Origin of the sequence: Martinezella paranaensis, assembly GCF_014200235.1 — a bacterium.
In the GTDB taxonomy this organism is placed as follows: Bacteria; Pseudomonadota; Alphaproteobacteria; order Rhizobiales; family Rhizobiaceae; genus Rhizobium; species Rhizobium paranaense.
In genome coordinates this window covers 80,739-107,052 of record NZ_JACHBI010000013.1, presented here as the reverse complement: position 1 = coordinate 107,052, position 26,314 = coordinate 80,739, and the positions used below count along the sequence as shown (strand labels likewise).

The 26,314-nt window shown below is 58.8% G+C and carries 24 protein-coding genes and 3 pseudogenes; 16 read left to right on the top strand and 11 right to left on the bottom strand.

The features are described from left to right. Window positions 1-16: 16 nt before the first annotated feature. The 3 genes from GGD50_RS25645 (at window position 17) to GGD50_RS25635 (ending at window position 2,234) form a co-directional block, all read left to right on the top strand. Window positions 17-670, top strand: coding sequence for an HAD hydrolase-like protein (locus GGD50_RS25645; protein WP_183939974.1), 654 nt, complete (start codon window positions 17-19; stop codon window positions 668-670). A 297-nt stretch (window positions 671-967) separates the two neighbouring features. Continuing rightward, the gene (locus GGD50_RS25640) at window positions 968-1,270 is read left to right on the top strand and encodes an alkylphosphonate utilization protein (RefSeq protein WP_183940066.1); all 303 of its coding nucleotides are present in this window, start codon (window positions 968-970) and stop codon (window positions 1,268-1,270) included. A gap of 334 nt (window positions 1,271-1,604) precedes the next feature. Continuing rightward, window positions 1,605-2,234, top strand: a complete 630-nt coding sequence (locus tag GGD50_RS25635) for a hypothetical protein (RefSeq protein ID WP_183939972.1) — start codon at window positions 1,605-1,607, stop codon at window positions 2,232-2,234. Between the two features lie 117 nt (window positions 2,235-2,351). Here the strand turns inward: GGD50_RS25635 and GGD50_RS25630 are convergent. After that, window positions 2,352-4,031 (bottom strand): annotated as a pseudogene (locus GGD50_RS25630) (methyl-accepting chemotaxis protein); the annotation flags it as partial. A 528-nt stretch (window positions 4,032-4,559) separates the two neighbouring features. Here GGD50_RS25630 and GGD50_RS32890 point away from each other — a divergent pair. Continuing rightward, a pseudogene (locus GGD50_RS32890) lies at window positions 4,560-5,051 on the top strand (DUF3313 domain-containing protein); the annotation flags it as partial. Between the two features lie 39 nt (window positions 5,052-5,090). Here GGD50_RS32890 and GGD50_RS25620 read toward each other — a convergent pair. The 4 genes from GGD50_RS25620 to GGD50_RS25605 are packed head-to-tail and all read right to left on the bottom strand — an operon-like array spanning window position 5,091 to window position 7,716. After that, complete coding sequence (locus GGD50_RS25620) at window positions 5,091-5,882, bottom strand: sulfite exporter TauE/SafE family protein (protein WP_183939968.1); 792 nt, start codon at window positions 5,880-5,882, stop codon at window positions 5,091-5,093. Between the two features lie 3 nt (window positions 5,883-5,885). Next, window positions 5,886-6,344, bottom strand: coding sequence for a YeeE/YedE family protein (locus GGD50_RS25615; RefSeq protein ID WP_183939966.1), 459 nt, complete (start codon window positions 6,342-6,344; stop codon window positions 5,886-5,888). After that, complete coding sequence (locus GGD50_RS25610) at window positions 6,341-6,772, bottom strand: YeeE/YedE family protein (protein ID WP_183939964.1); 432 nt, start codon at window positions 6,770-6,772, stop codon at window positions 6,341-6,343. The genes GGD50_RS25615 and GGD50_RS25610 overlap by 4 nt, the downstream gene beginning before the upstream one ends. Window positions 6,773-6,777: 5 nt before the next feature. Then, window positions 6,778-7,716: an MBL fold metallo-hydrolase gene (locus tag GGD50_RS25605; protein WP_183940064.1), complete on the bottom strand. Its 939-nt coding sequence runs from the start codon at window positions 7,714-7,716 to the stop codon at window positions 6,778-6,780. A 128-nt stretch (window positions 7,717-7,844) separates the two neighbouring features. On the opposite strand from GGD50_RS25605, the gene GGD50_RS25600 reads away from it, so the two are divergent. From GGD50_RS25600 to GGD50_RS25575, 6 genes are all read left to right on the top strand, one after another. After that, window positions 7,845-8,483, top strand: a complete 639-nt coding sequence (locus GGD50_RS25600) for a peroxiredoxin (RefSeq protein WP_183939962.1) — start codon at window positions 7,845-7,847, stop codon at window positions 8,481-8,483. Next, on the top strand, window positions 8,480-8,911 hold the full coding sequence (locus GGD50_RS25595) for an ArsR/SmtB family transcription factor (RefSeq protein WP_183939960.1): 432 nt from the start codon (window positions 8,480-8,482) through the stop codon (window positions 8,909-8,911). The genes GGD50_RS25600 and GGD50_RS25595 overlap by 4 nt, the downstream gene beginning before the upstream one ends. A gap of 313 nt (window positions 8,912-9,224) precedes the next feature. Continuing rightward, entirely contained in the window at window positions 9,225-11,132 is a 1,908-nt protein-coding gene (locus GGD50_RS25590) for a LodA/GoxA family CTQ-dependent oxidase (protein WP_210318957.1), read from the top strand. A gap of 15 nt (window positions 11,133-11,147) precedes the next feature. Beyond that, window positions 11,148-12,275, top strand: a complete 1,128-nt coding sequence (locus tag GGD50_RS25585) for a tryptophan 7-halogenase (protein WP_183939956.1) — start codon at window positions 11,148-11,150, stop codon at window positions 12,273-12,275. 317 nt (window positions 12,276-12,592) lie between these two features. Continuing rightward, window positions 12,593-13,015, top strand: coding sequence for a hypothetical protein (locus GGD50_RS25580; protein ID WP_183939954.1), 423 nt, complete (start codon window positions 12,593-12,595; stop codon window positions 13,013-13,015). Between the two features lie 4 nt (window positions 13,016-13,019). After that, window positions 13,020-13,604 (top strand): OmpA family protein, encoded by a 585-nt coding sequence (locus tag GGD50_RS25575; protein WP_183939952.1) that lies wholly within the window; start codon window positions 13,020-13,022, stop codon window positions 13,602-13,604. A gap of 120 nt (window positions 13,605-13,724) precedes the next feature. On the opposite strand, the gene GGD50_RS25570 is transcribed toward GGD50_RS25575, so the two are convergent. From GGD50_RS25570 to GGD50_RS25560, 3 genes are read right to left on the bottom strand one after another with little or no spacing between them, the layout of a single operon-like run. Then, a complete protein-coding gene (locus tag GGD50_RS25570) occupies window positions 13,725-14,993 on the bottom strand; it encodes a glycerate kinase type-2 family protein (protein ID WP_183939950.1) in 1,269 nt (422 codons plus the stop codon). Further along, window positions 14,990-16,084, bottom strand: coding sequence for a tartrate dehydrogenase (locus tag GGD50_RS25565; RefSeq protein ID WP_183939947.1), 1,095 nt, complete (start codon window positions 16,082-16,084; stop codon window positions 14,990-14,992). The genes GGD50_RS25570 and GGD50_RS25565 overlap by 4 nt, the downstream gene beginning before the upstream one ends. A 21-nt stretch (window positions 16,085-16,105) precedes the next feature. Further along, window positions 16,106-17,404 carry an MFS transporter gene (locus GGD50_RS25560; RefSeq protein WP_183939946.1) on the bottom strand — a complete coding sequence of 433 codons (1,299 nt, stop codon included), beginning with the start codon at window positions 17,402-17,404 and terminating at the stop codon, window positions 16,106-16,108. A 124-nt stretch (window positions 17,405-17,528) separates the two neighbouring features. On the opposite strand from GGD50_RS25560, the gene GGD50_RS25555 reads away from it, so the two are divergent. Together GGD50_RS25555 and GGD50_RS25550 are read left to right on the top strand one after the other, a co-directional pair. Continuing rightward, a complete protein-coding gene (locus GGD50_RS25555) occupies window positions 17,529-18,443 on the top strand; it encodes a LysR family transcriptional regulator (protein ID WP_183939944.1) in 915 nt (304 codons plus the stop codon). 179 nt (window positions 18,444-18,622) lie between these two features. After that, the gene (locus GGD50_RS25550) at window positions 18,623-20,155 is read left to right on the top strand and encodes an FAD-dependent oxidoreductase (RefSeq protein ID WP_183939942.1); all 1,533 of its coding nucleotides are present in this window, start codon (window positions 18,623-18,625) and stop codon (window positions 20,153-20,155) included. 39 nt (window positions 20,156-20,194) lie between these two features. Here GGD50_RS25550 and GGD50_RS25545 read toward each other — a convergent pair whose 3' ends face one another. Next, window positions 20,195-21,706 carry an AMP-binding protein gene (locus tag GGD50_RS25545; protein WP_183939940.1) on the bottom strand — a complete coding sequence of 504 codons (1,512 nt, stop codon included), beginning with the start codon at window positions 21,704-21,706 and terminating at the stop codon, window positions 20,195-20,197. A 249-nt stretch (window positions 21,707-21,955) separates the two neighbouring features. Between GGD50_RS25545 and GGD50_RS25540 the strand changes: the two genes are divergently transcribed. Continuing rightward, window positions 21,956-23,593, top strand: a complete 1,638-nt coding sequence (locus GGD50_RS25540) for an arylsulfatase (RefSeq protein ID WP_183939938.1) — start codon at window positions 21,956-21,958, stop codon at window positions 23,591-23,593. Window positions 23,594-23,911: 318 nt separating this feature from the next. Continuing rightward, window positions 23,912-24,118 (top strand): hypothetical protein, encoded by a 207-nt coding sequence (locus tag GGD50_RS25535; RefSeq protein WP_183939936.1) that lies wholly within the window; start codon window positions 23,912-23,914, stop codon window positions 24,116-24,118. Between the two features lie 80 nt (window positions 24,119-24,198). Here the strand turns inward: GGD50_RS25535 and GGD50_RS25530 are convergent, their stop codons facing one another. Both GGD50_RS25530 and GGD50_RS25525 read right to left on the bottom strand, forming a co-directional pair. Then, the gene (locus tag GGD50_RS25530; RefSeq protein WP_183939934.1) at window positions 24,199-24,486 is read right to left on the bottom strand and encodes a hypothetical protein; all 288 of its coding nucleotides are present in this window, start codon (window positions 24,484-24,486) and stop codon (window positions 24,199-24,201) included. Between the two features lie 190 nt (window positions 24,487-24,676). After that, window positions 24,677-25,041: pseudogene (locus GGD50_RS25525) on the bottom strand (antibiotic biosynthesis monooxygenase family protein). Between the two features lie 97 nt (window positions 25,042-25,138). Between GGD50_RS25525 and GGD50_RS25520 the strand changes: the two are divergent. Together GGD50_RS25520 and GGD50_RS25515 are read left to right on the top strand one after the other, a co-directional pair. Then, window positions 25,139-25,615 (top strand): MarR family winged helix-turn-helix transcriptional regulator, encoded by a 477-nt coding sequence (locus GGD50_RS25520; RefSeq protein WP_183939931.1) that lies wholly within the window; start codon window positions 25,139-25,141, stop codon window positions 25,613-25,615. Continuing rightward, the gene (locus GGD50_RS25515) at window positions 25,596-26,129 is read left to right on the top strand and encodes a cytochrome b (RefSeq protein WP_183939929.1); all 534 of its coding nucleotides are present in this window, start codon (window positions 25,596-25,598) and stop codon (window positions 26,127-26,129) included. The genes GGD50_RS25520 and GGD50_RS25515 overlap by 20 nt, the downstream gene beginning before the upstream one ends. The last annotated feature ends 185 nt before the right edge of the window (window positions 26,130-26,314 follow it).

Sequence of the window (26,314 nt, the reverse complement as noted above, 5' to 3'; positions counted from 1 at the left end):
ACGAAAGTGAGCTCCTGTGCCCTACTCTGCCTCCAACATCCTTCTTGATCTCGACGGCACCTTGGTCGATTCCCAACCAGGCATCCTTTCGAGCTGCCGTGCGGCATTGCGGGCTCTTGGTCATGAAACGGACCCCGAGATGGATATCCGTTCGATTATTGGGCCGCCTATCGAAGACGTGATGCGTTACCTTCTCAGCTCGTTCGGCGATGATCGCGTCGCGCAAGCAGTCGATGCCTATCGATCTGACTACGGAACTCGTGGCCTCCTGCTAAGCGAGCTCTACCCCGAGATCAGGGAAACGCTCGTTGGGCTACATTCTCGAGGCATCCGTCTCTTCTTGGCGACCTCCAAACGGGAAACTTTCGCTCGGCGCATTCTTGACAATCACGGACTGCCTAGCCTGTTTCAGGGCATATATGGTTCGGTACCCGGAGCCGGTCTGGATCATAAGCCTGAACTGCTAGCGCATATCCTACGGGATACCGGCCTGGCCGCCGAAGACTGCATCATGGTCGGCGATAGAAAATTTGACATCGTCGGAGCCCATGCGAACCGGATGCATGCCGTCGGTGTTCTTTGGGGCTATGGTAGCCGCGAAGAGCTCGAACTTGCTGGCGCGGACCTCATCGTTGATGCTCCGCGAGAAGTGGCGTCGCTTGCCGGGTGAGACGTGGGTTGTTCTTATTGCTCGTACGAAGCTTGCGGCCTTCACAAAACGCCGTGGCTTGATTGTGCCACCTGACAATCGATCCTTGCCATCGCTTTGTCAGCCGAGGCATCAGGTGTTACTCTTTATGCGCCCTTTCGAGGCGATCACGTCTGATGCGCGCCGACGACCTTCCCGCGGGCCACGACTTCAAACAATGATCGTCGAGGTTTACACGAGGACCTCTACCCGATAGAGGCTCGCATAGGCCCGTCCCGCGCTAGCGCACACCGCATCCAGACAAGAGAAATGACCAATATGAACGACCAGAACGACGACTATATCTATGACGAGGCAACCGGCGAGTGGCGGCCAGCTTCCGAAATTGCTGCGGAGAAGGCTAAAGCGGCAGAGGTTCGCGATGCTGCAGGCAATGTTCTCGCAGACGGGGATTCCGTCGTCCTGATCAAGGACCTCAAGGTCAAAGGCGCCGGCCAGACGTTGAAGCAGGGAACTGTCATCCGGTCAATCCGGCTGACCGACAACCCGGAAGAGATCGATTGCCGTCACGATGCGATCAAGGGTCTGGTCTTGCGCACCGAGTTCGTCCGCAAGCGCTGATTTCAGCCGCGATCCTTCAACCGGCGCCTGCATAGTGGTTTGACCGGCGAAGTCTTTGGCAAGCACAGACATCACAGGACCCACCATCGCCTGGGGTGGGCTGTGGCTTGCCGCAAATACGGGGAGCAAGGCGGGCTTGCCCCAACCTGCTGATCGTTTTTAGCGCAGAACGATATGATTGCGCAAAATGCAAGCTATTCTATTTATCGGTTGGCAGCGCTTTTGATTTATCTCGATAGGCGGGGTTGATGGCCGCTGTGCGACCGCACGAGCGAAGCCGCCAGCCGCGACATAAATCCATCCGTCTTCCAACCAGCTCCCTTAGGCGAGTCACTTGGACAACCGCCTCCTCCAATTTTCAGGCTATATGATGAAAGCACAATTTCGCTCTTTCGCCATTTCCATTGTCATCGTCGCAGCATTGGCAGGATGCCAAACTGCAAAGCCTATCGCTATGAGCGTTGTGGCCACACCGACCGCGAAGGGCACGCAATATGGCGATGTCCTGGCGCCGCAGCGTGCCGCCGGTCAGGATATCCCGGCGCTAAAAGGCCAGAAGATCGTCACGGTGCGGGCATACGAAGATGTTCGCAAGAAGGACGCACAACTTTCCACCAGAACGGAATTGGAAGGCATCGACTGCGCGTTGGATAGCGAGGGGTATCGCGCCTCTGTGAAGACTCCGGCAGAAATTCGAGTGCCTGACTACGGCTATGCATCACGCCCGGTTGCTGTCCACTGCCAGGCCCCAGGTTACAGGACCGGCTTTGCAAGCGTTCAGCCTTTCGACGAAACATCCCATGATCGCATGGCGGCAGCAAGCAACAACGGTCTTGTCACGATGGTGGCAGTCGCCTTGGTCGATGCCGCGACAGACAAGAAAAAACATGACTACAGCTATCCGCCCGTATTCGTGACGATGAACCGGATTGGCTGTGAAAAAGACAAGGCCGGATGCCACTAACGCATAGCGAATGCCGGTGCATTTGGCTGAAAAAACGGGATCGGCTCTCTCGCAGATCCCAAATCACCTGGCGTTGATGCCTGCCGCAGCCAATAGTTTCGACTCTTAGGCCGCAGCCCTTCCCTTTTGAACCGACGTATTTCCATGTCTTGAAACATCATCGAAGCGGAATTGCTCGAGCAATTCGAACAGGGCAGCGGCCTCGCGGGCCAAGCCGTGGCTGGCGGCCGTCTGTTCTTCGACCATTGCCGCATTCTGTTGCGTGCTCTGGTCAACCGTGTTCACAGCCTGGTTGATTTCGCCAAGCGCCGTCGATTGTTCGCGCGCCGCGTCGACGATCGCGGATACATTGGCGTTGATCTCTCCTACCTGAGAGGCGATTTCCTCCAGAGCCGCACCGGCCTTGGTAACAAGAGTGACGCCATTTCCGACGTGGGTGCCTGACGCGGTGATCAGGCTTTTGATTTCCTTGGCCGCGGTCGCCGATCTCTGCGCAAGCTCGCGGACTTCCTGTGCCACAACGGCAAAGCCCTTGCCCGCTTCGCCCGCTCTTGCAGCTTCGACACCGGCGTTCAGTGCCAAAAGGTTCGTCTGGAAAGCGATCTCATCGATCACGCCGATGATGTTGGAGATTTCGCGGGAAGAGCTTTCAATCTGGCCCATGGCCGTAACGGCATCGCGAACGACCTGGCCGGAATGCTCGGCATGATCCCGCGTCCGGGTGACCAGCCTGCCGGCCTCTTCCGCACGACGGCTCGAATCCTTGACGGTCGTTGTGATCTCTTCCAGCGCCGCAGCCGTCTCTTCGACAGATGCTGCCTGCTGTTCCGTTCGTTTTGCCAGATTGTCTGCGGCAGTCCGGATCTCGTTTGAACCCGCTGAAATCGCCTTGGCATTTTGAGCGATAATTCCCATCGCATCCTTCAGTTTCCCGGATGCGCCATTGAAGTCTGTCCGCAAACGCTCCAGCGACGGGATGAAGGGCTTCTCCATTCGCTGCGACAAATCCCCATCCGCGAGATTGGTCAGGCATTGAGCGAGCTGCTCGACGTTTTCGACGCGGCCCGTCACATCGGTCGCGAATTTAACGACCTTGAAGACCTTGCCATTCAGATCGAAGATCGGATTGTAGGACGCCTGAATGAAAACCTTTCGGCCACCTTTGCCGATGCGCGTGAACTCGTCCGCAAACAGCTCACCGTTTGCAAGTTTCCTCCAGAACTCCTTATAGGCGGCTGAGACCGCATAGGCGGGATCGCAAAACATGGAATGATGTTTTCCCTGGATTTCAACAAGGGAATATCCGAGCGCGGACAGGAAGTTATCGTTTGCGGTCAACACCTCACCGGTCGGCGTGAATTCAATGATTGCCTGTGCTCTCGAAAGAGCGTTGATCTTGCCCGCATCTTCTGCCGACTTCAGCTTTTGAGCCGTGATATCGGTCGCGATCTTGACGACCTTGACCGGTTTTCCGCGACGAAAAACGGGATTGTAGGATGCCTCGATCCAGACTTCCCGCCCGCCCTTGGCGATGCGCCTGTACTGACGCTGATCGAAATTGCCGGCCGACAGTTTCGTCCAGAAGGCCTTGTATTCCTCAGAGGAAGCATAAGCTGGCTCAACGAACATGCTGTGGTGTTTGCCGACAATCTCGCTGAGATCGTAGCCAAGCGCGCGGCAGAAATTCTCGTTCGCGATAAGAATTTTGCCCGTCAAGTCGAATTCGATCATGGCTTGCGATTTTGAAAGCGCAGCAAGAACCGAGACAGCATTCGCACCACGGCCTAGAATAGTCATGATCATCCCTCCCCAAAATGTTTCCGGCCCCAACGAAAGCCGCAATGTAAATATTCGTGCGGGAGGTTTAATTAGTATTAAATTGGATTCTTATTCTTCAATATTGCTTGTATTATCAACTATTACGGAAGTTCGTCTTAGGCACATAAAACCAAGGATATTTCCCTTCATCTATCCGTCAGGCCTGTCACTGTCCGTTTAACCGCCAGAGAGAGAATGGCTGGCGCGGTTAGCCGAGACTGTGATCGCCAAAAGCTCGAGAGAAACATCTCTTAACATCGAATCAAACAGCGAAACACGCACTTGCCTATGGTGGCCGGCAGCCATTTGCCGTCGCCATACACCCATGAGGACATCGTGAATTTTCCCAGTCGTTTCGTATCTTTGATTTTTGTTGCCGCTTTAGTGGCGGGTTGCCAATCCGCTCAACCCGTTCCCTATCTCGGTCTCGATTCACGGCTTAGCCTCAAAGCGAATATGGACGACAGCACCGGCCGCGTTCCATAAAGCTACCGCAGTCCGGTCGCGTGGAACACTTATAGAAGCGCGATCATCGAACCAGTCGTTATCTACCGCGGATCCGACAACCAGTTCGGCACGATGTCCGAAGGGGATAAACAGTTTCTCGCAAAGTTTATGCAGCAGGAATTTGAAAAGCGTCTATCGACACGATTTTCGCTAGTCACAGCGAAGGCGCCGCAGACGATCCGAATTCGTCTTACTTTGGCAGGCGCGAAAACGACCACGCCGGTTGTTGGCGCGGTGACCAAGGTCGATCTCATGGGCGGACCTTACAACGCGGTGCAAGCAGCCCGAGGCAAAGAAGGCATGTTCTCCGGCTCGGTAAACTATGCCGTTGAAATCTATGACACCCAGACAAATAAGCTGCTGGCAGCCTATGTGGCGAAGCAATATCCCTCCGCCATGAATCTTCGCACCGGCTGGACGTCGCTGGATGCCTCGATGGTGGGCATCAGCAAGGGAGCGGATGCACTGCTGGCTGAGTTGAGCCGCTCGTGATCTGAACCCTGACGTTGGCGTCCAAGTCGCTGTTCGACATCACGCAACGCCGCCCGGGCTGAGGCTACGATAGAGCATATAGACCGCTACCACGAAGATTAAGGTGGCGAACAGGGTGTTCAAGACGCCTTTGCGTGCGGAAAGATGTCGGGCGAGATAGGCACCAAGCACTCCGCCGATCACGCCGCCCGCAATGAAGACGGCGGCCAGGAACAGATCGACGTATCCGGAGAAGGCGTAGTTCAAGGCCGTCGTCAGCCCGAACGCCGTCACCGCGACGAGCGATGAGCCGATAGCGTAGAGGATCGGCATGCCCGTCGAGGCGATCAGGCCGGGAACGATCAAGAAACCACCGCCGATCCCGAAGAAGCCGGAGAAGATGCCCGTGAGGCCGCCGAAGCTGACGACCTCGGGCGCATTCTTGCGCGAACACTGAACGCCGGGATTGCCTTCCGCTCCGCGCGTTCGGAACATAAGGGTGCCGACGACGAGCATCAGAAGGGCAAAGAGAACTAGCAGCTTCTGCCCGTCGACCATCTTGCCGATGCTCGATCCAAGGAAAGCGCCGATAATGCCCGCAACGCTGTAGACGCCTGCGCAGCGCCATTTGACATTGCCGAGCCTGGCATGACCCACAAGATTGGTGAAGGCATTGGCGGCGACGGCAAAGGCACTTGTCCCTATAGCGAGATGAGCGTTTGGGACACCGACAACATAGACCATCAGCGGAACGGCCAGAATCGAGCCGCCGCCCCCGAACAGGCCGAGCGTAAAACCGACTAGTCCCCCGGAAAATGCGCCAAGGCCATATTGCATCGTATCGAGCATCATGGCTTACGCTCCCGACCCGCCGCGATTAGGCGCGGGCGAGGCGAAACGCTGATTTGAGGCGATCCGATAGGTAAACATGCCGACGAGCATTGCCGCCGTGAAAAGCACGATCTCCCAACGACCGGTGAGAAGCGATGCGATGGCAGGACCGGGACAAAGCCCGACCAGACCCCAGCCAAGACCGAACAGAGCAGCACCGGAGACGAGCTTGCCGTCGATCGTACGACTTGCCGGAACGTGGAATTCGGTATCGAACAGCGGACGGGAGCGGTGGCGTTTGATCGCATAGGCGATCGACGATGGGATCAAGGCACCTCCGAGGACGAAGGCAAGCGACGGGTCCCAGGCACCGGCGATATCGAGGAAAGCCAGCACGCGCGCCGGGTTGACCATGTCGGAAATCACCAGTCCGATACCGAACAGTATCCCGCAAAAGATTGACGCAAGAATTCGGCCGGTCATAGCTGGCCTCCCATCAGATGACGAGTGACGTAGACGGTCGCCGCTGCGATGGCCATGAAGGTGAGTGTCGCGAGGATCGAACGCGGCGACAGCCGTGCCAAGCCGCAGACGCCGTGGCCGCTGGTGCAGCCCGATCCAAGCCGTGTGCCGAAGCCGACCAGCAACCCGCCGGCAATCAAAAGCACTGGCGAAGATGTCACCATCAGATCGGCGTGCCGGATATAGGCAAACGCGATCCCGGCGCCACCGAGTATCCCGCCCAGGAACCCGATGCCGAGAGGGCTGATGCCGCCGCCCGTCCATCCGAAGGCGGAGGCGGCCAAGCCGGATATTCCGGCGACGCGGCCGTTCAGTAACAGGTACAGGGCCGCCGCAAGGCCGATCAGAAAGCCGCCGCTCAGCGGCCAGATATAGTTCAGCTCAGACATGGCGATCACAGCATGTTCACCGGAATCTTCAGATACTGGACTCCGTTATCCTCGGCGGGAGGAAGCTTACCTCCGCGCATGTTCACCTGCACCGAGGGCAGGATCAGTTTAGGCATCGCCAGGGTGGCATCGCGCTCGTTGCGCATCTTGACGAACTCGTCTTCAGTCACGCCTTCACGCGCATGGATATTGCCGTTTCGTTGAGCACCCACCGTCGTCTCCCAGGCATAATCGTCGCGACCTGGCGCCTTATAGTCATGGCACATGAACATGCGCGCCTCGTCCGGAAGCTGGGTTAAGCGCCTGATGGAGCGATAGAGTGTGCGGGCATCGCCACCCGGAAAATCGCAACGCGCCGTGCCGTAGTCCGGCATGAACAACGTGTCGCCGGGAAAAACAGCATCGCCAATGACATAGGCCAGACAAGCCGGAGTGTGACCAGGCACATGAAGAACCGTCGCTTCCAGATTGCCGATCTTGAAACGATCGCCATCCTGGAAGAGCTGATCGAACTGGCTGCCGTCCCTCTGGAACTCGGTTCCGGCGTTGAAGATCTTGCCGAAAACCTCCTGAACACGAATGATCTCGCGACCGATCGCGAGCTGACCGCCGAGTTCGGCTTGCAGAAGTGGTGCTGCCGAAAGGTGATCGGCATGCGCATGCGTTTCAAGTAACCACTGAACCTCGAGACTTTCGGATTTTGCGTAATCGATCAGAGCGCGAGATGAGGTATTCATCGTGCGTCCGGATGCAGGGTCAAAATCCAGAACGCTGTCAATGATCGCGCAGGCCTTCGAGCTGGGATCGCGCACGACATGGCTGACGGTGAAGGTCGCCGGATCAAAAAACGACCGCATATCAGGGCGTTTGGCCGGATTTTCAGCCGCCTGGCGGATTATCCCGGAAGCATTCGAAAGATTCTTGTCAACTTCGAGGTCGGACATAGCCTTCTCCTGTCTATTGGCTACAACATACATATTTACATTAAATATACAACTATGTATTTTCAATAGTCGCGAAACTGAACATTCGCTATAGACGAACATCGGCTGTTCGACGGAAAGGGTTGGCGATGGAAACAGTAAATACGGATGGAGGGCCGACCCTGCGGATCAACGATAAGGCCCCAGGTTTCGTTGGCCGATCCACGTCCGGCGAGGTCGCCCTCTCGAACTATCGCGGGCAATGGCTTCTGTTCTTTTCGCACCCGGCGGACTTCACCTCCGTCTGCACCAGCGAACTCATCGCTTTCGCCCGCGCCCAAGAGCGGTTTTCCAAGCTGAACTGCGCGCTTCTTGGCCTGTCGGTCGACAGCGTCTATTCGCACGTTGCCTGGCTGCGCGACATCGATCGCACATTCAACGTCAAGGTGGCGTTCCCGCTGATCGAGGATTCGGCGATGGTGATCGCCAAGGCCTACGGCATGCTGGACACGTCGTCCGAGAACAGCGGCACCGTCCGCGCCACATACGCAATCGATCCTGATGGCATCATCCGGGCCATCGTTTGGTATCCTATGAATATTGGACGCTCGGTCGAGGAACTCTTGCGGCTGGTCGAAGCCCTGCAGACGTCGGATCAGAAAAGCGCGCTCACGCCGGAAGGCTGGAAGCCTGGCGATGCGCTGCTCGAACCGGCATCATCATCCTTGGGCGACGCCGAGAAAACGGCGCCGGGCGAAACCTGGTACCACCGGGAGCAGCGCTCATGAACGAGATAGCCCTTTCCCCCGAAGCTTTGAAGGTCAAGGCGGAGGAAGCCGCAGACTTCATGCGCCTGTTCAGCACACCGAGCCGGCTGATGCTTCTCTGCCGCATCGCGCAGAAGGAATGCTCGGTCGGCGAGATTCAGGAAGAACTCGAATTCAAGCAGCCAGCGCTCTCCCAACAACTTGCCGAACTTCGCCAGGCGGGTGTCGTTAAGACTCGCCGTGAATCGCGACAGATCTACTACTCCATCACCGATGGCCGCGTCGCGGTCGTCATGCAGATGCTCATGCAACTGTTCTGCGGCGTGGCGCCAGCGACAAATGCGGAAGGCGATGCCGACGACCCGATGGCCCTCCCCTCGGAAAGAGCCGTCGGGGCGAGCGTTCTCGGAGAGGTAGCGCGCTGGGCGCGGCTCGAAGACGCCGATTGATATCGGTGCGGACTCCACACTGTCATTCGCCTAAAAGCCCTGAATGAGCTGCTTGTTGGTTGGATAGGTCGAGCCGGGCGGAAAGCCGGGATCGGTCTGACTGACCCAGCGACACTTGCACATGAATGGCACGATATTGGCCCGTCGCACGACAAGTTCAGAGGTATTTGTTGACGGTTTATGACTTGGGCATCGGTGGACGATCGATTTAAATTGCAAACTCTGAGATGTATTTTAATCTATGATACTCGCCACAGAAATCGCCGTCCAATTCACAGGCGGCGATACGGGGTGCAAACCGGAGGAACGGCAAGTGGAAAAGGTTGCTGCAGACAATGGGGCGCTGGACGAGGTCATCGTCAAAGCCGCGATTTATCCATCCATCGGCATTGCGCGTGTCGGAAACAGCTTGACTGAATGGTACATAGGACCAGAGGTTCCCGATCCCTTGCCACTTCCCCCGGGCTCATATCGTGATCACACAGGCGCACTAAAGCGCGAGGCGGCGCGTTTCCGTGTCTATGGTCTCAACGCCGCGGGAACGATCGTTCGGGAATTGACCGACGCGGAAGCCGACATCGCGTGGACCGTGCAACTGGCCAATACGAAGGCTGCCTGGTACGGTTTTCAACTGGCACTCGATATTCCTGAAGCATCGGCACCGGGCTCGACACCGACCACCTTGCGCAATCCGCTAATCGCGGATCGCAAGGCGCTGGCAATCACGCCTGCACCATGCACCATTTCCGGAGGCAGCCGGCCCGAACAGCGGTTCGACGATGGCACCTTCATGGGCATTCCCGTCTATCTCGGGTCGGTCCTAACAGACGAGGCCGGGCGGTTGCTGGTTCTGGGCGGGCATGGCGTGTCCGCCTCCTATACCGACACCATCGCGGTTACCTTCGCCAACAACGACACATGGTATGACGACGTCGCCGATGGGCCTGTTACGGCTAAGGTGAACTTGGCCGGGAAGGTGCTGCCGGTGGAGCCTGCTTGGGTGGTGGTGGCACCTCCCAACTACGGCCCATGCCGCAAGTCCGTTCGTACAATGTGGGATCTGATGCGTGATCTTGCGGTACAGAATCACTGGCTGACCAAGCCCAAACGCCCATCCTTTACCAACGATATCCTGCCGATCTTCGAGCGGCTGGCTGGCCTGCAATGGGTAAACGAGGGGTTCGCCGCCGGTTTCGGCTGGAAGGGCCTCTTTGATCTCACCCCAGCCACCGTCGCTCGACTGGCATCGCCCGATCCGGCGAACGCGGAATGGCGCAAGGTTATCGCCAATCAATTCCGAACTGGCAGTCTGGACCGGAACGACACGGTCGATAGCTGGTCGCCCGTGCCCTGGCCTTGGCTCTATGGCGACGCCATGAACGTGCCGCCGGCGCTATCACCTCGTCAGAACAGCAGCCTGACAAACCTGCAATTGTCGCAATTGCGGCAATGGGCGGCCGGTGACTTCGATGCCGATTATGATCCCGCCAGATCCGTCCCGCGCCTGATCGAGGATGTACCGGTGGCCGCACAAGGCGACTGCTTGACCAAAGCAGCGCTGGATTTCTGCCTGGCCGACGCCTTCCATCCCGGTTGCGAGATGACCTGGCCTGTGCGGGAACTCACCATGTACCGTGCACCGTTCCGCTTCGCTCATGCCCCAGCCGGTTGGGTAGAACCCGATTATGGGATGACGCTGACCTATGCCGCGGCCGCGGCGCCTAACGGCTGCCTGGGACCGCAAGTGCCGGGGGGCATCAGCCGATGGATGGCTGTGCCTTGGCAATGCGACACCGCAAGCTGCCGATCCGGCTATGACAAGACCTACGATCCCTACGTGCCGACCTTCTGGCCTGCTCGAGTTCCCAATCAGGTGCTGATCCGTCAGGATTACGATATCGTCATGGACGTAGAGCGTCCTTTGGCGGAGCGGCAAGCCGCTTTCGCCCGCCGCGCCGACTGGGATGCGCCCCTGGATCTCAACGCCTCCTATGTCACCCAGATCAACAACATGATTGCGCACTTCGATCATTTGGGCGTGGTGGAAAGTCGGCCGGGTCCTTCCAATGGTGACTTCCCCACGGTCATGGAGGTGCTGGATCGCCATCAGCCTATCGGTGGTGCCATGCTGCTGAAGAGGACGGCCGATGCCGACGCCGGTATCACCGACCTGTCCACCATCGATAAGGTGCGCCGCCTGCCCCGATCGCTGCATCGTTGAGCGGCCGAGACCGCTGTGGCGACGGATTTGACGGCCGATGTGGTGGTGGTTGGGGCCGGGCCAGCCGGGGCGGCCACCGCCCTCCTGCTCGCCCCGTTTCATCAAACGCTTCTGGTCGATCGGGCCGAGATGGATGACAGGGTGCAACCCGTAGCCCGCATCGGGGAGTCTCTTCCGGCCGCCACCCGGCGGCTGCTCCAGGATATGGGATTGTGGGAGGACTTCCAGAACCAAGGCCATGTCCCATGCTACGGGACGCGCAGTGTTTGGGGCGGGCCGCAAGCGATATGGGCTGACAGCATCCGCGATCCTGACGGACCGGGATGGCATCTGGATCGCGCGTGCTTCGACGCCTGGCTGCGTCGGAGCGCCACTGACCGGGGCGCGGCTTTGGTGGCGCCAGCCCAAGCGGTAGACTTGGTTTCGACCGCCGACGGATGGCAACTGACGCTGCTCCGGCATGGCCGTCGTCTCACCGTCGGCTCTCGGTTCCTGGTCGATGCCGGTGGGCGCACTGCGCCCTTGGCCAAAATGCTGGGACACCACCACCGGCTGGGCGATCGTCTGGCCTGTTGTTGGTGCCGCGGCATATCATCGGGAGATGCCGGCGTGACCGTCACCATCGCCGAGCCGGGCGGCTGGTGGTACACCGCGCCCCTACCGAGTGGTCGAAGAGTTCTGGCATTCCATACGGATGCAGATTTGCCCGTCGCGAAGGAGTTGGCTGGAGTTGAAAACCTGCTGGCCCGCGCTCGCAGGCAAACCGATCTGGCCTCCCTTTTGTCAACGGTGGGATTCCAGCCTATCGGCCACGCCGGATATTGCGCGGCGCATAGCAGTTGGATGGAGGCCGCCGCCGGCCCCGGCTGGCTGGCCGTGGGTGACGCCGCCTTGGCATGCGACCCATTGTCTTCACAGGGCCTGCTCAACGCGCTTTACTCTGGGCTTATGGCCGTTCGCGCTGTGAGAAGAGGCTTGGCCGGCGACACGGACGCCTTTGCGGACTATGTGCAAACCATGGCCCGGGTCGTCGATGCCTATCGCGAGCACTTGGCCGCCTGGTACGCCCTGGAATCGCGATGGCCTGATCAGCCCTTTTGGCGCAGGCGACACCAAGCGGAGACAACGCTGATCGAAACCTGAAGACCCAGTCGATTGAGCTGCATGTAACGTGGGAGACTTCTGCCGATCAAAAAACAAAGAGAAATCATGGAAAGCCGTATTTTACGGTATTTTACACACTTCCCTCGCCCGCAAAGATGGGCAATTGGGGCTGACTGAACAATTTGGCAAATGAAGCGCCTTCGACTGTATCGCGTGCAAATCAGTCCCGAGCGCGCAATGCAGACGTGTCCGGATCGGCTTTACCGTAACATACTTCCTCGCACTTGAGGTTTAAGGCACGCTGCGCGCCGCCGATACGCCGACCCCGGCGTACCGATCTCAACGGGGGGCCAAAAATGTCGAGGAGCAGTAATCTTTTCGCGGCTGTTATGCTTGCCTGCGTTTCTCATGCAGGACTGCTGCAGGCCGAGACCATGAGCTATGCGGATGCGGTCACAAAACTGGCGGACGATTGCGGAGCCGATATCCGCAAATTTTGCAAAGGCTTGAACCTTGGTGGCGGGCGTATCGCCGACTGCCTCGAACAGAATGCGGCCAAGGTATCGCCGACCTGCAAATCCTCGGTCACCAGCGTCGTTCAATCCATCACTCAGCGCGAGCAGGCACAAAGTGCCTATAGCGACGCCTGCAGAGGCGACATCGCCATGCGCTGCAAAGGCGTCAAGGGTGACGGATACATACTTGCCTGTCTGATCAAAGGTACAAAGCTGGTCAGCAACAAGTGCAACAACGCAATTACCGATGCAGGTTGGAGGTAAGACGATGCTACGGCGTTCCTTCAAGACACTAGCAGTTCTCGCCGCCATTGGCCTGTTGCCAGCCGGCATTTCATTCGCCCAGGACGTATCTCAACAGCGGATCATTTCGGGCCTTGGCAAGCTCAAAGCCGCGGCCCCGGTGATCGATGTCGAACTGTTGCGCCAGGAGGCTATCAGCGGCACGGGCAAACAGATGTCGGCGCTTCCCAACTGGAGCAAGATCGCCAAACTTCCGCAGATGGTCGTCGAGATCAACTTCGAAAACGATTCCGTTGCCATCGAACCGAAATCCTATCGGACCCTTGGGATGCTCGCCGACGCGCTGCACCATCCCAACCTCTGGGCCTACAAATTTCTGGTGATCGGTCATGCGAGCTCGACCGGTGACGAGAAACATAATCTCGACCTCAGTCAACAGCGCGCGGTCGCGATCAAGGAAGCGCTGGCGACGACGTTCGCCGTCGACCCACAGCGGCTCTACGCCGTCGGTGTTGGCGAGGCTTTTCCGATCGAGGGTTCCAAAACCGACGCCGCCAACAACAGACGCGTACAACTCGTCAATCTCGGCGTGTTCACTCAGAAAAAGTGAAGCCTGAAGCGTATGCCGCAATCTGCGGCATCATCGCCTGCGTCCGGAGCATCATGTTGAAACCCGCCGCTCCGGGCGCCTATCCTGCTGACTTCGACATACCTACCTGCGAAACTGGAGTTATCCAACCAGTATGGCGCGAATGTCATTGACGTTTGTGAGGGTTGGGCCAGTGACGACGAGGTCATCGATCGCGCTGAAAGCCCGATAGCTGTCGTGGTTCGAAAGTGCCAAACGCGGTGAAATGCCTGCATTTGATATGCGCGACAGGATCGACGGATTTATGATTGCACCGGCCGCGTCCTCGACACCGTCGATCCCATCGGTATCGCCAGCGATCGCCCAGACGCGATCCATCCCGTTCAACGCAATCGCGAGGCTTAACAGGAACTCAGTATTCCTGCCTCCACGCCCGGTTGATCCGGATCCAAGCGTCACGGACGTCTCCCCACCGGATAGGATAATCGCAGGTCGGGCAACCGGCCGCCCCCGTGATCGGACGGACGCTGCAATACCGGCCAACAGCGTCCCAGCCTCCTTCGCTTCCCCTTGGAGCGCGTCGCCCAAGTCGACTATTCGAAGCCCGCTTGTTGCTGCAACATTGGCGGCCGCCTCCAAAGCCATGGATGGCGAGGCAATAAGTCTAACCTCGCTATTCATCGGCTCCGCCGGCATCGTTATTGCCCCGCGCCCGAGCACATCTCTTGCCGTTGCCGGAAGCGCCAGCTTGTAACGAGCAACTATCTCCCTGGCATCATCAAGCGTAGATCTTGTTGTAACCGTTGGGCCGGATGCGATCTCGGAGGGATCGTCACCAGGCACATCGGAAATCAAGAGGGTGACGACGCGTGCCGGATAAGCGGCCTGCGCCAAACGGCCACCCTTGATCCGGGAGAGCTGTTTGCGAACGGTATTCATTTCGGAAATGTTGGCACCGCTGGCGAGCAGCGCTTGATTGACTGCTCTTTTATCCGCAAGGGTCATATCTCCAGCCGGGGCGACGGCAAGCGAGGATCCACCTCCCGAGATCAGCGCAATGACAAGATCGTCCGGGCCCAGCCCTTTGACACCATCCAATAGCCGCTGCGCACCCAGTATGCTCATCTCATCAGGAACAGGGTGTGCCGCCTCGATAATCTCGATGCGTCCCGCAGACACAGCATGGCCGTAACGCGTTACGACCACCCCGCTCAGCTCGACGTCTTGCCAAGCGGCGTCCACCGCCGCAGCCATCGCTGCAGATGCCTTACCCGCCCCGACGACGACACAGCGTCCCCTGGGTTTTTCCGGAAGATGCTGCGCGACAACCTTCATCGGATCTGCACTTGCAATCGCTGCGTCGAACATTCGACGCAGCAGGCTGCTAGCAGACGCGTCGTCCCAGCTCATTGCGCAGCCACTACTTTCAGGATGTTTGAGCCTGCGATTGCGTCGCAAACCGCATCGGTGACCTGTTGCGTGGTTGCGTTACCCCCGACGTCCGGGGTGAGAATGCCGGCTGCAGTCACCCGTTCGACGGCGTTCATCAGCCGCGTGGCGGCATCCTGCTCACCAAGATGTTCGAGCATCTGCGCTGCCGTCCAGAAGGTGGCGACCGGATTGGCGATGCCCTTGCCGGTGATGTCGAAGGCCGAGCCGTGGATCGGTTCGAACATGGATGGGAAACGCCGCTCCGGATCGATATTGCCAGTAGGCGCGACGCCGAGAGAACCGGCAAGCGCGCCGGCAAGGTCCGACAGAATGTCGGCATGCAGGTTGGTGGCGACGATCGTATCGAGGCTCTGCGGCTTCAGGGTCATGCGCACGGTCATCGCATCAACCAGCATCTTGTCCCAGGTAACGTCTGGGAATTCCTTCGATACCTCAGCCGCGATCTCGTCCCACATCACCATGCCATGACGTTGTGCATTGGACTTCGTGACGACGGTGAGCAGCTTGCGAGGCCGCGACTGTGCCAGCTTGAAGGCATACCGCATGATGCGGGTGACGCCGACGCGGGTGAAGATCGCTACTTCCGTTCCCACCTCTTCCGGCAGGCCCCTATGGGCACGGCCGCCATGGCCTGAATATTCGCCTTCGGAGTTTTCGCGCACGATGATCCAGTCAAGATCGCCCGGTCCGCAATTGCGCAGCGGCGGGGTAATTCCAGGCAGGATTTTGGTCGGACGAACGTTGGCGTATTGGTCGAAGCCCTGGCAGATCGGCAGACGCAGGCCCCAGAGGGTAATGTGGTCCGGAACATCAGGAGCACCGACTGCGCCGAAATAGATGGCATCGAACTTCTTCAGCGTCTCCAGACCATTGGCCGGCATCATGACGCCATGCTTCTTGTAATAGTCGGAACCCCAGTCGAAGGTTTCGGAATGGATCTTGAAGTCGCCGCTGCGGGCTGCGAGAGCATCGAGAACCTGTAGGCCGGCCGCGATCACTTCCGGGCCGATCCCATCTGCAGGAATCGCTGCGATCTTATATTCACGCATAGTCATTCTCCGTTTTGATAGTCAGTGTTGGGCTGATGCTTTGGCTTGCGGATTCCGCGCACTGCTGCGCGCCAGGATCAAAGTGACGGTGGCGGAGACCAGCAGAAGTGCTGCGACGAAATAGAGGCCACCTGCAAAGCTTCCGGTCGCGTCCTTGATCCAGCCGATCATCGATGGACCGACGAAGCCACCGAGGTTGCCGATCGAGTTGATCGTTGCAATGCCTGCCGCGGCGGCAGGTCCGGTTAGGAAAAGCGTTGGCATGCTCCAGAGCGGTGGCTTCGATGCGCTAATACCGATGTTTACCAGTGTCAGCGCCATCAAGACCGCAAAAACGCTGGTCGCGCCAGTCGCAAACGCAAGGCCCGCTGCAGCAAGCAGGCAGGCTCCGACAACATGCCAGGTACGCTCGCCAGTCTTGTCCGAATGACGAGCCCAGAGGACCATGCCGATGACTGCGAAAATAGCAGGAACTGCATTGATCAATCCGACCTGAAATGACGACAAGCCAAAGCTCTTGATAATCTGCGGCGCCCAGATGCCAAGCGTATAAAGGCCTGCCGATGTCCCAAAATAGACGAGCGAGAGCGCGAGAACCCGGATGTCGGCTAATCCTGCCCAAATGCTATGGCTGGTTTTCGGCTTTCCGGCCTGCTCGTCTTCCATCGTTTTGACGAGCCAAGCGCGCTCGTCGGCGGAGAGCCAATTGGCCTTTTCCGGGCGGTCCGTCAGATAAAAGAATACAACCACGCCAAAGATAAGGGCGGGAATGGCTTCGATGATAAACATCCACTGCCAGCCTGCCAGGCCCCAGACACCGTGCATCTCAAGAAGTGCACCGGAGATCGGGGAACCAATCGCCGTGGAAAGCGGGGCGGCGGCCATGAACATCGCCGTCACTGCAGCGCGGCGACGGGCCGGAAACCAATAGCTCAGATACAGAATTATGCCCGGGAAAAAGCCGGCCTCGGCCACTCCCAGAAGGAAGCGCAATGCATAGAAACTTGTCGCGCCCTGAACGAGAGCCATTGCACCGGAGACGAGGCCCCAGGTGATCATCACGCGGGCAATCCAGATGCGCGCTCCGACCTTGTTCAAGATTAGGTTCGAAGGCACTTCGAAGATGAAATAGCCGAGAAAGAAGATGCCGGCGCCGACACCAAAAACAGTCGACGAAAATCCCAGATCCTGATTCATCGTCAGGGAGGCGAACCCAATGTTCACGCGGTCGATGAACGCGATAAGATAAAGAACCATGATGAATGGCACGATGCGCCACGTAATCTTGCGCACCACGCGCGTTTCCAGCTCGCGCTCCATTGCAAGCTCCTCCCTGTGTTTGAAACAAGCGCGTCCTCTCGCGCTGTTCAATAAGGCTAAATGCTCCCTTGCAAACGATGAACAGCCAGATAATTATATAATTATTTGATATAATGGCCCGCAGATGGAACTTGAACAGATCAGATGCTTCGTTGCAGTCGCTGAAGAGCTTCACTTCGGTCGGGCAGCCCAAAAGCTTGGGATTCTCCCCGCCTCCTTTGGCCGCCACATTCGCATGCTCGAAGAGTCATTGGGTGTGGCACTTTTCAACCGGACGACCCGAAGCGTTTCTCTGACCGAAGAAGGCGCCCTCCTGCTCGAGGAGGTGAAGCCAATCCTTGCGCGTTTGGACTCCGTGGCAGAGAAGTTTCGAGCGGCCGGGCGCAAATCGACTCCGCTTCTCAGAATTGGTGCGATCGATAGTGCGGCTGCCGGCCTGGTTCCGATGCTGCTTCACGATTTCCGCGAAATTGCTCCCCATGCAGTGACCCAACTTGTGGAAGACAAGTCGATCAGACTCATCCCGAAACTGCTTGCCGGTCGGCTGGACATAGCCCTGATCCGCCCGCGCGATGGGCTAAGCCGCAGCCTTGTGATCAGGCCGCTCTTCCACGAAACCGCCGTCGTCGCCGTAGCTTCGACAAATCATCTGGCTTCGAAAGCCGAAATCACAATAGCAGATCTCCGCGACGAACCGCTCATCGTCCCCGAACGGCGTTCCAGGCCGCATAGCCACGATCTGACGATGACGCTGTTCTCCGAACTGGAAGTGCGCCCACGGATCGCGCAGGTCGCTGATGAAAAGCAGACCATCGTGAACCTCGTCGCCGCGGGAATTGGATCGGCAATTGTCCCCCGATGGACATCAAAACTCGCCGTTCAAGGCGTGACATTTGTGCCGCTGGCGGACCGCGCAGGCACGCGCTTGGAGAAACTCCCACTCGCCGTAGCCTGGATGAAGGCTGTTCGAGATCCAACCCGGGACTTGCTGCTCGACCTTCTGGAAAACAACATCAAAAGATATTCGGAACTCGCTTAATTTTGGTCGCTGAAGCCCGTTTGTGCCGCGAAAGCGCCAGCCACTGGCTCCGTCGCAAAATTCTGCCGAACAAATTCATTTGCCTCAGAGTTGGAATAGCGGAGAATTGCAGCGACGCTTCCTGCCGGGCAACCGAGCGCCGCAAGGGATGACACCGGCAGGCCTTTGAGGAGGAGAAAATGGCCGGTAACCATTCAGACCCGAGCGGACCCGATCTGGCCCTCGGCATTGCACTCACCGATCTTCCCGATGGCGGCAAGCTGGTCGGCCATCGCGACGGCGAACCTGTGCTTCTGGTGCGCCGCGGAGCAGAGATATTCGCCGTTGCTGCCACCTGTTCGCACTATGGTGGGCCGCTGGTCGATGGCCTCGTGGCTGACGACAGCGTCCGCTGTCCCTGGCATCACGCCTGCTTCGACCTGCGCACCGGTGGGGCCCTGCGCGCGCCTGCGCTATCGCCGCTCGCTTGCTGGTCGGTCGAGCAGCGCGGCGGAAAGATTTTTGTTGGCGAGAAGCGCAAGAACCCGTCGCCTGCCCCGCGCCAAGGCGATGCCGGGCCGCCTCCGGAAAAGATCGTCCTCATCGGCGGTGGCGCGGCCGGTTTTGCGGCAGCCGAGAGATTGCGACGTGAACAGTATCAGGGCGCCATCGTCATGATCAGCGACGACGAGGCACCGCCCGTCGATCGACCCAACCTTTCGAAGGATTATCTCGCAGGCAAGGCTCCCGAAGACTGGATCCCACTGCGCAAGGAAGCCTTTTATGCCAAGAACAACATCGACCTGCGTCTCGGAACCAAGGTCGCCGGCATCGATGTCCGTGCCCGCGAGGTCGTGCTCGCCGATGGGGAAAAGGTCTCCTTCGATAAATTGCTGCTCGCGACCGGTGCCGAACCGGTGCGCCTGACCATACCCGGCGCCGACCAGCCTCACGTCCGCACGCTGCGCTCGCTTGCCGACAGCCGCAGCATCATCGCGCAAAGCAGTGCAGCGCGGTCCGCCGTCGTGCTCGGCGCCAGCTTCATTGGCCTCGAGGTTGCCGCCTCTCTCCGGACCCGCGGTATCGAAGTGCATGTGGTGGCGCCCGAGGAACGGCCGATGGAAAGAGTGCTCGGCCCGCAAATGGGCGACTTCATTCGCGCCCTGCATGAGAAAAACGGCGTCATCTTCCACCTTAAGGACACCGCTGCAAGTATCGGCGCGAACGATGTCGTGCTGACCAGCGGCAGCACCCTTGCCGCTGACTTGGTCGTTGCCGGCATCGGTGTGCGGCCGCGGATCAATCTCGCAGAAGCCGCCGGTCTTGCCACCGACCGGGGCGTCCTGGTCGATGCCTATCTCGAGACCAGCGTGCCGGGGATATACGCTGCCGGCGATATCGCACGATGGCCCGACCCTCACAGCGGCGAGAACATCAGGGTGGAGCACTGGGTGGTAGCTGAGAGGCAGGGCGCTGCCGCGGCGCTCAACATGCTCGGACACAGGACGAAGTTTACGGATGTGCCGTTCTTCTGGAGCCAGCATTACGACATTCCGATCAACTATGTCGGCCACGCCGAGGGATGGGACACAATCGAGGTCGAAGGCGACATTGCCGCAAAGGACTGTCTCCTGCGCTTCAAGCGCGGCGGACGCGTCCTGGCGGTTGCCACCATCTTCCGCGATACCGAAAGCCTGCAAGCCGAACTGGCGATGGAGCAAGGCAAGGCGTAGAGCGGGATGGGATTATACCGCGCCGGCACAGTTCCGGTTTCACGCCTGAAAAAGTCCCGAATAAGTGTCGCGCAGCACGTTTTTCTGCACCTTGCCCATGGTGTTGCGCGGCAGCTCGTCGACGATGATGACGCGCTTTGGCTGCTTGTATCGCGCAAGTCGATCTCGCAGCCCTTCCAGCACGGCCGTCTCGTCGATCGTCGCGCCCAGCTCCCGGACGATAACTGCGGTCAGGCCCTCTCCGAGATCGGGATGCGGCACGCCGATGACGGCGCTCTCGACGACGCCAGGCAACTGATCGATCTCGCTCTCAATTTCTTTCGGATAGATGTTGTATCCGCCGGAAATGACGAGGTCCTTGCTCCGGCCGACGATGTGCACATATCCGCGCTCGTCGATCTTGCCGAGATCGCCGGTGATGAAGAAGCCGTCGTCGCGGAACTCGGCTTTGGTTTTCTCCGGCATCCGCCAGTAACCCTTGAAGACATTCGGCCCCTTCACTTCGATCATGCCCGTCTCGCCATCCGCAAGGGGAGTTCCCGTTTCGGGCTGCGTGACGCGCAGGGAAACGCCGGGCAAAGGGAAACCGACCGTGCCGGCCACGCGGTCCCCGTCATAGGGGTTCGAAGTATTCATATTGGTCTCGGTCATGCCGTAACGCTCGAGGATCGCATGGCCCGTCCTTTCGGAAAACAGCCTGTGCGTCTCGGCAAGGAGCGGCGCCGATCCCGAGATAAAGAGCCGCATTGCCGAGGTCACGTCGGCATTCAGGCCGGGGTGCTGCACCAGCCGAACGTAGAAGGTCGGAACCCCCATCAGAACCGTTGCCTTAGGCATCAGCCGCAACACTTCGTCCGCATCGAACTTGGGCAGCAGATACATCGAGGCGCCGGCGAGCAGGGTGACGTTCGATGCGACGAACAGGCCGTGCGTATGGAAGATCGGCAGCGCGTGGATCAGCCTATCGGTACTGCTGAAACGCCAATGATCCCGCAGCGTCACGGCATTGGACAGGAGATTGTCATGGGTCAGCATCGCGCCTTTCGAACGGCCCGTCGTGCCCGATGTATAGAGGATCGCCGCAAGGTCGTCCGGACCACGAGCGACGTCCACGAACTCGGCCGTATCCTCCGTCAGCGCCGCCATCAGCGAGCCGCCACCCGCCTCATCGAGGGTTTCGAGACGAGCACCGTATCGCGCCGCGACGGGCTCCAGTCCCTCGCGGGTTTTCGGAGAAACCACGACCAGCCGGGACTCGGCATCGCCGATGAAGTAGTCGAGTTCGGCGAACGTATAGGCGGTGTTGAGGGGAAGATAGACGGCGCCTGCCCTGACGCAGGCGAGATAGAGCAGCAAGACCTCCGGGCTCTTCTCGACTTGCACCGCAACCCGGTCATCCGGCCTGACGCCCATCGCCACCAAGGTTGCTGCCAGCCGCGCCGACTGTGCGATCACGTCGCGATAGTGCCAAACCCTCCGGTCCGCCGTCTCGATGAAGACGGCATCCGGCTTCGCATTCTCACGGATAGCGTCAAAAAGATGGTTGCTCACTTGGAAGTCTCCTTCAGGCGGAATTGGTTGGAGGCTAATCCGAAATCACAGCAGCACATGTAATAGCTCACGCGCGTTTACGCATCCCGTTACGTCCGCAACCTCTGCATTTACCGTAACGTACTTCCGCGGGAAGTTTTTCGAGAGAAGTGTGGCCCGGTCGATGATCCAATTCCGGCAGCGGCGGACGCTGCCCGATCTAAAGGAGACCGGAATGTTGAACGACCATCACACGGCGGGGGGAATGCGATGAGCAGGACCATCTCCCGACGCCTCCTCGGCGCAACCGCGGCTTTTGCAATGGCGCTTGGCTCAGTTTCGCTCGCCGCCTCTTCCCTTCACGCGCAGCAGGCGACGCCTTCCACCGAAGCGCCGGCGCAACCGTCTGACGGCGCCCCCTCGAAACCGAATATTCTTGTCATCTTTGGCGATGACATTGGCCAGACGAATATCAGCGCCTATTCCTTTGGCGTCATGGGCTACCGGACACCGAACATCGACCGCCTCGCCAAAGAAGGCATGATGTTCACGGACTACTATGCCGAAAACAGTTGTACGGCAGGACGCTCGACCTTCATCACCGGCCAGGTCTGCTTGCGCACGGGGCTCTGCAAAGTTGGAATTCCCGGCGCAACCGTCGGCATCCAGCCTCGCGACATTACCATCGCACAGGCCCCGAAGCCGCTCGGCTACGCAACCGGACAGTTCGGCAAGAACCATCTCGGCGACCGCAACGAATTCCTGCCGACGAACCATGGCTTCGACGAATTCTTCGGCAACCTCTATCACCTCAATGCTGAAGAGGAGCCCGAACGGCCATATTATCCCAAGGACGACCAGGCGTTCGTGAAGTCGAACTCCCCCCGTGGCGTCATCCACTCCTTTGCCGACGGCCGTGTGGAAGACACCGGCGCGCTGACAGCAAAGCGCATGGAGACGATCGACGACGAGACGACCGCAGCCGCGATAGATTTCATGCAGCGGCAGGTGAAGCAGGGCAAGCCGTTCTTCACCTGGATGAACACGACCCACATGCACTTCGTCACCCACGTCCGGCCCGAATACAGGGGCCAGAGCCGCATGCCAGGCAACGAATATGCCGACGCAATGATCGAGCATGACAACGACGTCGGCAAGCTTCTGAAGATCCTCGATGATCTGAATATCGCCGACAATATGATCGTGCTCGATACGACGGACAACGGGCCGAACCAGTTCTCATGGCCGGACGCGGCAACGACACCCTTCCGGAGCGAGAAGGACACCAACTGGGAAGGCGCCTTCCGGGTGCCCGCATTGATACGCTGGCCGGGGCACATCAAGGCCGGCGACGCTTCCAACGATATGGTATCCGGCCTCGACTGGTTTCCGACGCTGCTTGCTGCGGCCGGCGACGCCGACATCAAGGACCGCCTTCTCAAGGGCGCGTCGATTGGTGGCAACCAGTTCAAGATTCACCTCGATGGCTACAATCAGCTCCCCTATCTGACCGGGCAGGAACCGAAGTCAGAGCGGCATGATTTCTATTATTTCAATGATGACGGACAACCGGTGTCCTACCGTTACGACAATTGGAAGATTGTCTTCTGCGAGCAGCGCGCGCCGGGCGGCATGCAAGTGTGGGCCAATCCATTCACCTGCCTCAGAGTGCCAAAGGTGTTCAACCTTCGCATGGATCCCTTCGAACGCGCGGACGTGGTCTCCGACCAATATTACGATTGGCTGGTGAAGAACGCCTATCTCGTTCAGTACGGCATCTGGAGAGTAGCGTCGTTCCTCCAGACATTCCGGGATTACCCGCCGAGCCAGCGCCCGGCCAGCTTCAGCATCGACCAAATGATCGAGGCACTGATGTCGTCCCTCCAGCAGACCCCAAGCGCTCAGTAAGCCAAGACCTGATGGCGCGGCCCCGGCCGCGCATCGAATTTACCGTTGCGTCCTCCCCTCGCCCATCCACATATGCATCCTATTCCCAAACATTGACGGAGGATGCCCATGAAGCTTCGCGATGGCGAGGGGCCGCGATGAGACTGCTGGCACCTTTTCTGCATGTTGAAAGCGATCTCCGGGTCATGCAGGATGAATGTCCTGGCGATTCTCCTACCCGCCCTATTGCCTCTGTTGGCCGTAGGCGCATTCTTGCTGCCGTATCCGCAACTTGCGCCGATCGTGAAAAACCTGCTGCTGCTTTGAGAGGAGGTCGACATGTTTCCCATCCTTGTCCGTCTGCCCTTGGCGGTAGCGGGTGCTATCGCCGGTTGGTTCGTCGCCGAGGGCACGCTGCGCTACAATATCGTCCAGATGGGAATCGCCTTCATCATGCTCGCCGCATTCATTACGACATGCATCTACGCGCCCACGCTGTTGCGGTGGTTGGGAATAATTCGAGACCGCCCGCGCGATGGCCCCTGACTCGCGTATTTGCGCAGCCATCGACGGCGACACGGTTCAGCCAGACCATGAACTTTCCGACTCTCGATAGGTATCGAGGCCTACTCGGCGCCGATCAAAACCAGACAGGGCGATGCGATCTTTCGGATAGGAATATTCGCATGCGCTGGATCGCGGGCGACCTTCTCAATACACATCATCAGCTCCGCCGTCTTGCCGACGTCTCGTCCGGCAGTTCTAGCAAGCATGTGCTTTGCCAAAGCCATCCGATCGTCTGCTTGATTATTTTCCCACTCGGCCAACGTCGATTGACCGGTTAGCCGAGCGGCTGAAACCGATGTTGAGATGAGAGCCAATAGCCCCGCGATGAGCAAAATGCGTCCGTTCACGCGCCCTCCTTTTTGCATGCCTAATCGCTGGGCATGCCACCGGTATGACAACGGCGCGTGCCCTTCAAGAGACATCATTGATAATGCTCATGAACTGGTTGCTTCGGCTGACCCAGCATCCATGAACGTCGGGGAGCGTGAGATGGCCAGAATTTGAACAAGGTCGCAGCGAAGTGTTCCCGCTGCTTGCTCAAGCGCCGCAGATGCCCGAAACGGCAACTTTCTGGAACAGATCCGGAGAGGCCTTCGCCGAGGACGGGTAATCCGAGAGCTTCGCCCGGAACTTCGGATGCGAGAATGCCACCCGGAAGTCGGCCATCGTGTCCCAGACGGCATAGTTGAGATAGGTCGGGCTCTCGCCGACGGCCCGATGAAGCTGGGTCGAGATGAAACGGGGCTGACGTTTCATAAATTGGGCGTCGTCCCGCCACGCTTTGAGAAAGATATCCTCATCCTTGAGGTCCAGCGTGAAAATATTGACCAAGATGACGGGTGACACGTCGAAAGCGATCTGGCGATCGGGAAAGCCGGGTCCAGTGGGTGCATGTGTGACATTGCTAGCTCCATCCAATATAGTTGCATGATGTCAAGTTGGTACGATACCTACATAGTGGCTTGACATCATAATGTCAATTTGCTTACATGGTGACACATGAATAAGACGGAACGAACCCCTGAGGGAATCGCACTGACCTCAATTTTCCTTGATCTGTTCAGGCTGAATAATCGTCTTCTTGCCTCAGGTGACAGGATGGTTGCCAGCCTCGGCCTAACCATTGCCCGATGGCAGGTTCTCGGTAGCATCATTGCTGCCGACCGACCGCAGCCAGTTGCATGGCTTGCGCGCGACATGGGCGCCAACCGGCAGAACGTCCAACGCATCGTCAATGATCTCGAGAAAGAGGGGCTCGTCTCGTTCCAACCCAACCCGCATCATCGGCGGGCGCAACTGGTCGTGCTGAGCAGCAAGGGCAAGCAGACATATGAAGCCGCAATGAGCCTGCAGGTACCCTGGGTCAACGAGATGTCGGACGGGCTTCGGCTCGAAGACATCGAAACGATGCACCGGGTCATGTCAGCTCTACTCGAGAAATTAGATGGACACGGAGATGTTGAAGAGCAGAGTTGACCGCTACGGCACGGTGGCGGTTTCCATTCACTGGGTGAGCGCCATTTTGATACTGGTGTTGCTAGGCACCGGTTTCCGGGCAGCGAATGTCATCGATGCGACCAGCAAAGCCGGCATCCTTCGTCTCCACATCCCGATTGCAATCGCGGTACTCCTTCTCACCCTCGTCCGCATCGCCTGGTGGTGGCGATTCGACCGGAAGCCTCTTCCCATGGACGGATCGCCGCTATGGCAGGAGCGGGTCGCCCGCGCAGTCCACATTGCCTTTTACGTCATCGTCGTCGGTGTGATAGCCAGCGGCATCGGGATGATCGTGCTGAGCGGCGCCGGACCGGTGATCTTTAGCGCACAGGCCGAAGCTTTGCCGAACTTTGCCAACTATCCCCCGCGGGGACCGCATGGCTTGGACGCACTGCTGCTTCTCGCGCTGCTCGCCATTCATATCGGAGCGGCTCTCTATCATCAGTTCGCGCGTGGCGATGGCCTCCTCCGGCGGATGTGGTATGGCGGCTGACCGGTTCGCATCGACGTTGTTTCCACGCGCGCCAGCGCACCACCCGTCGATCCCGTGAACAATCCCTGGAGTTGATCTGCACCTGGACCTGCACGATCCGACGACACAAATGGCAGAATGCCATTCTGTGGGTGTTTCGGACATTCGATATTCTGTCACATCCATGTCATGAAATGCGTCGACAC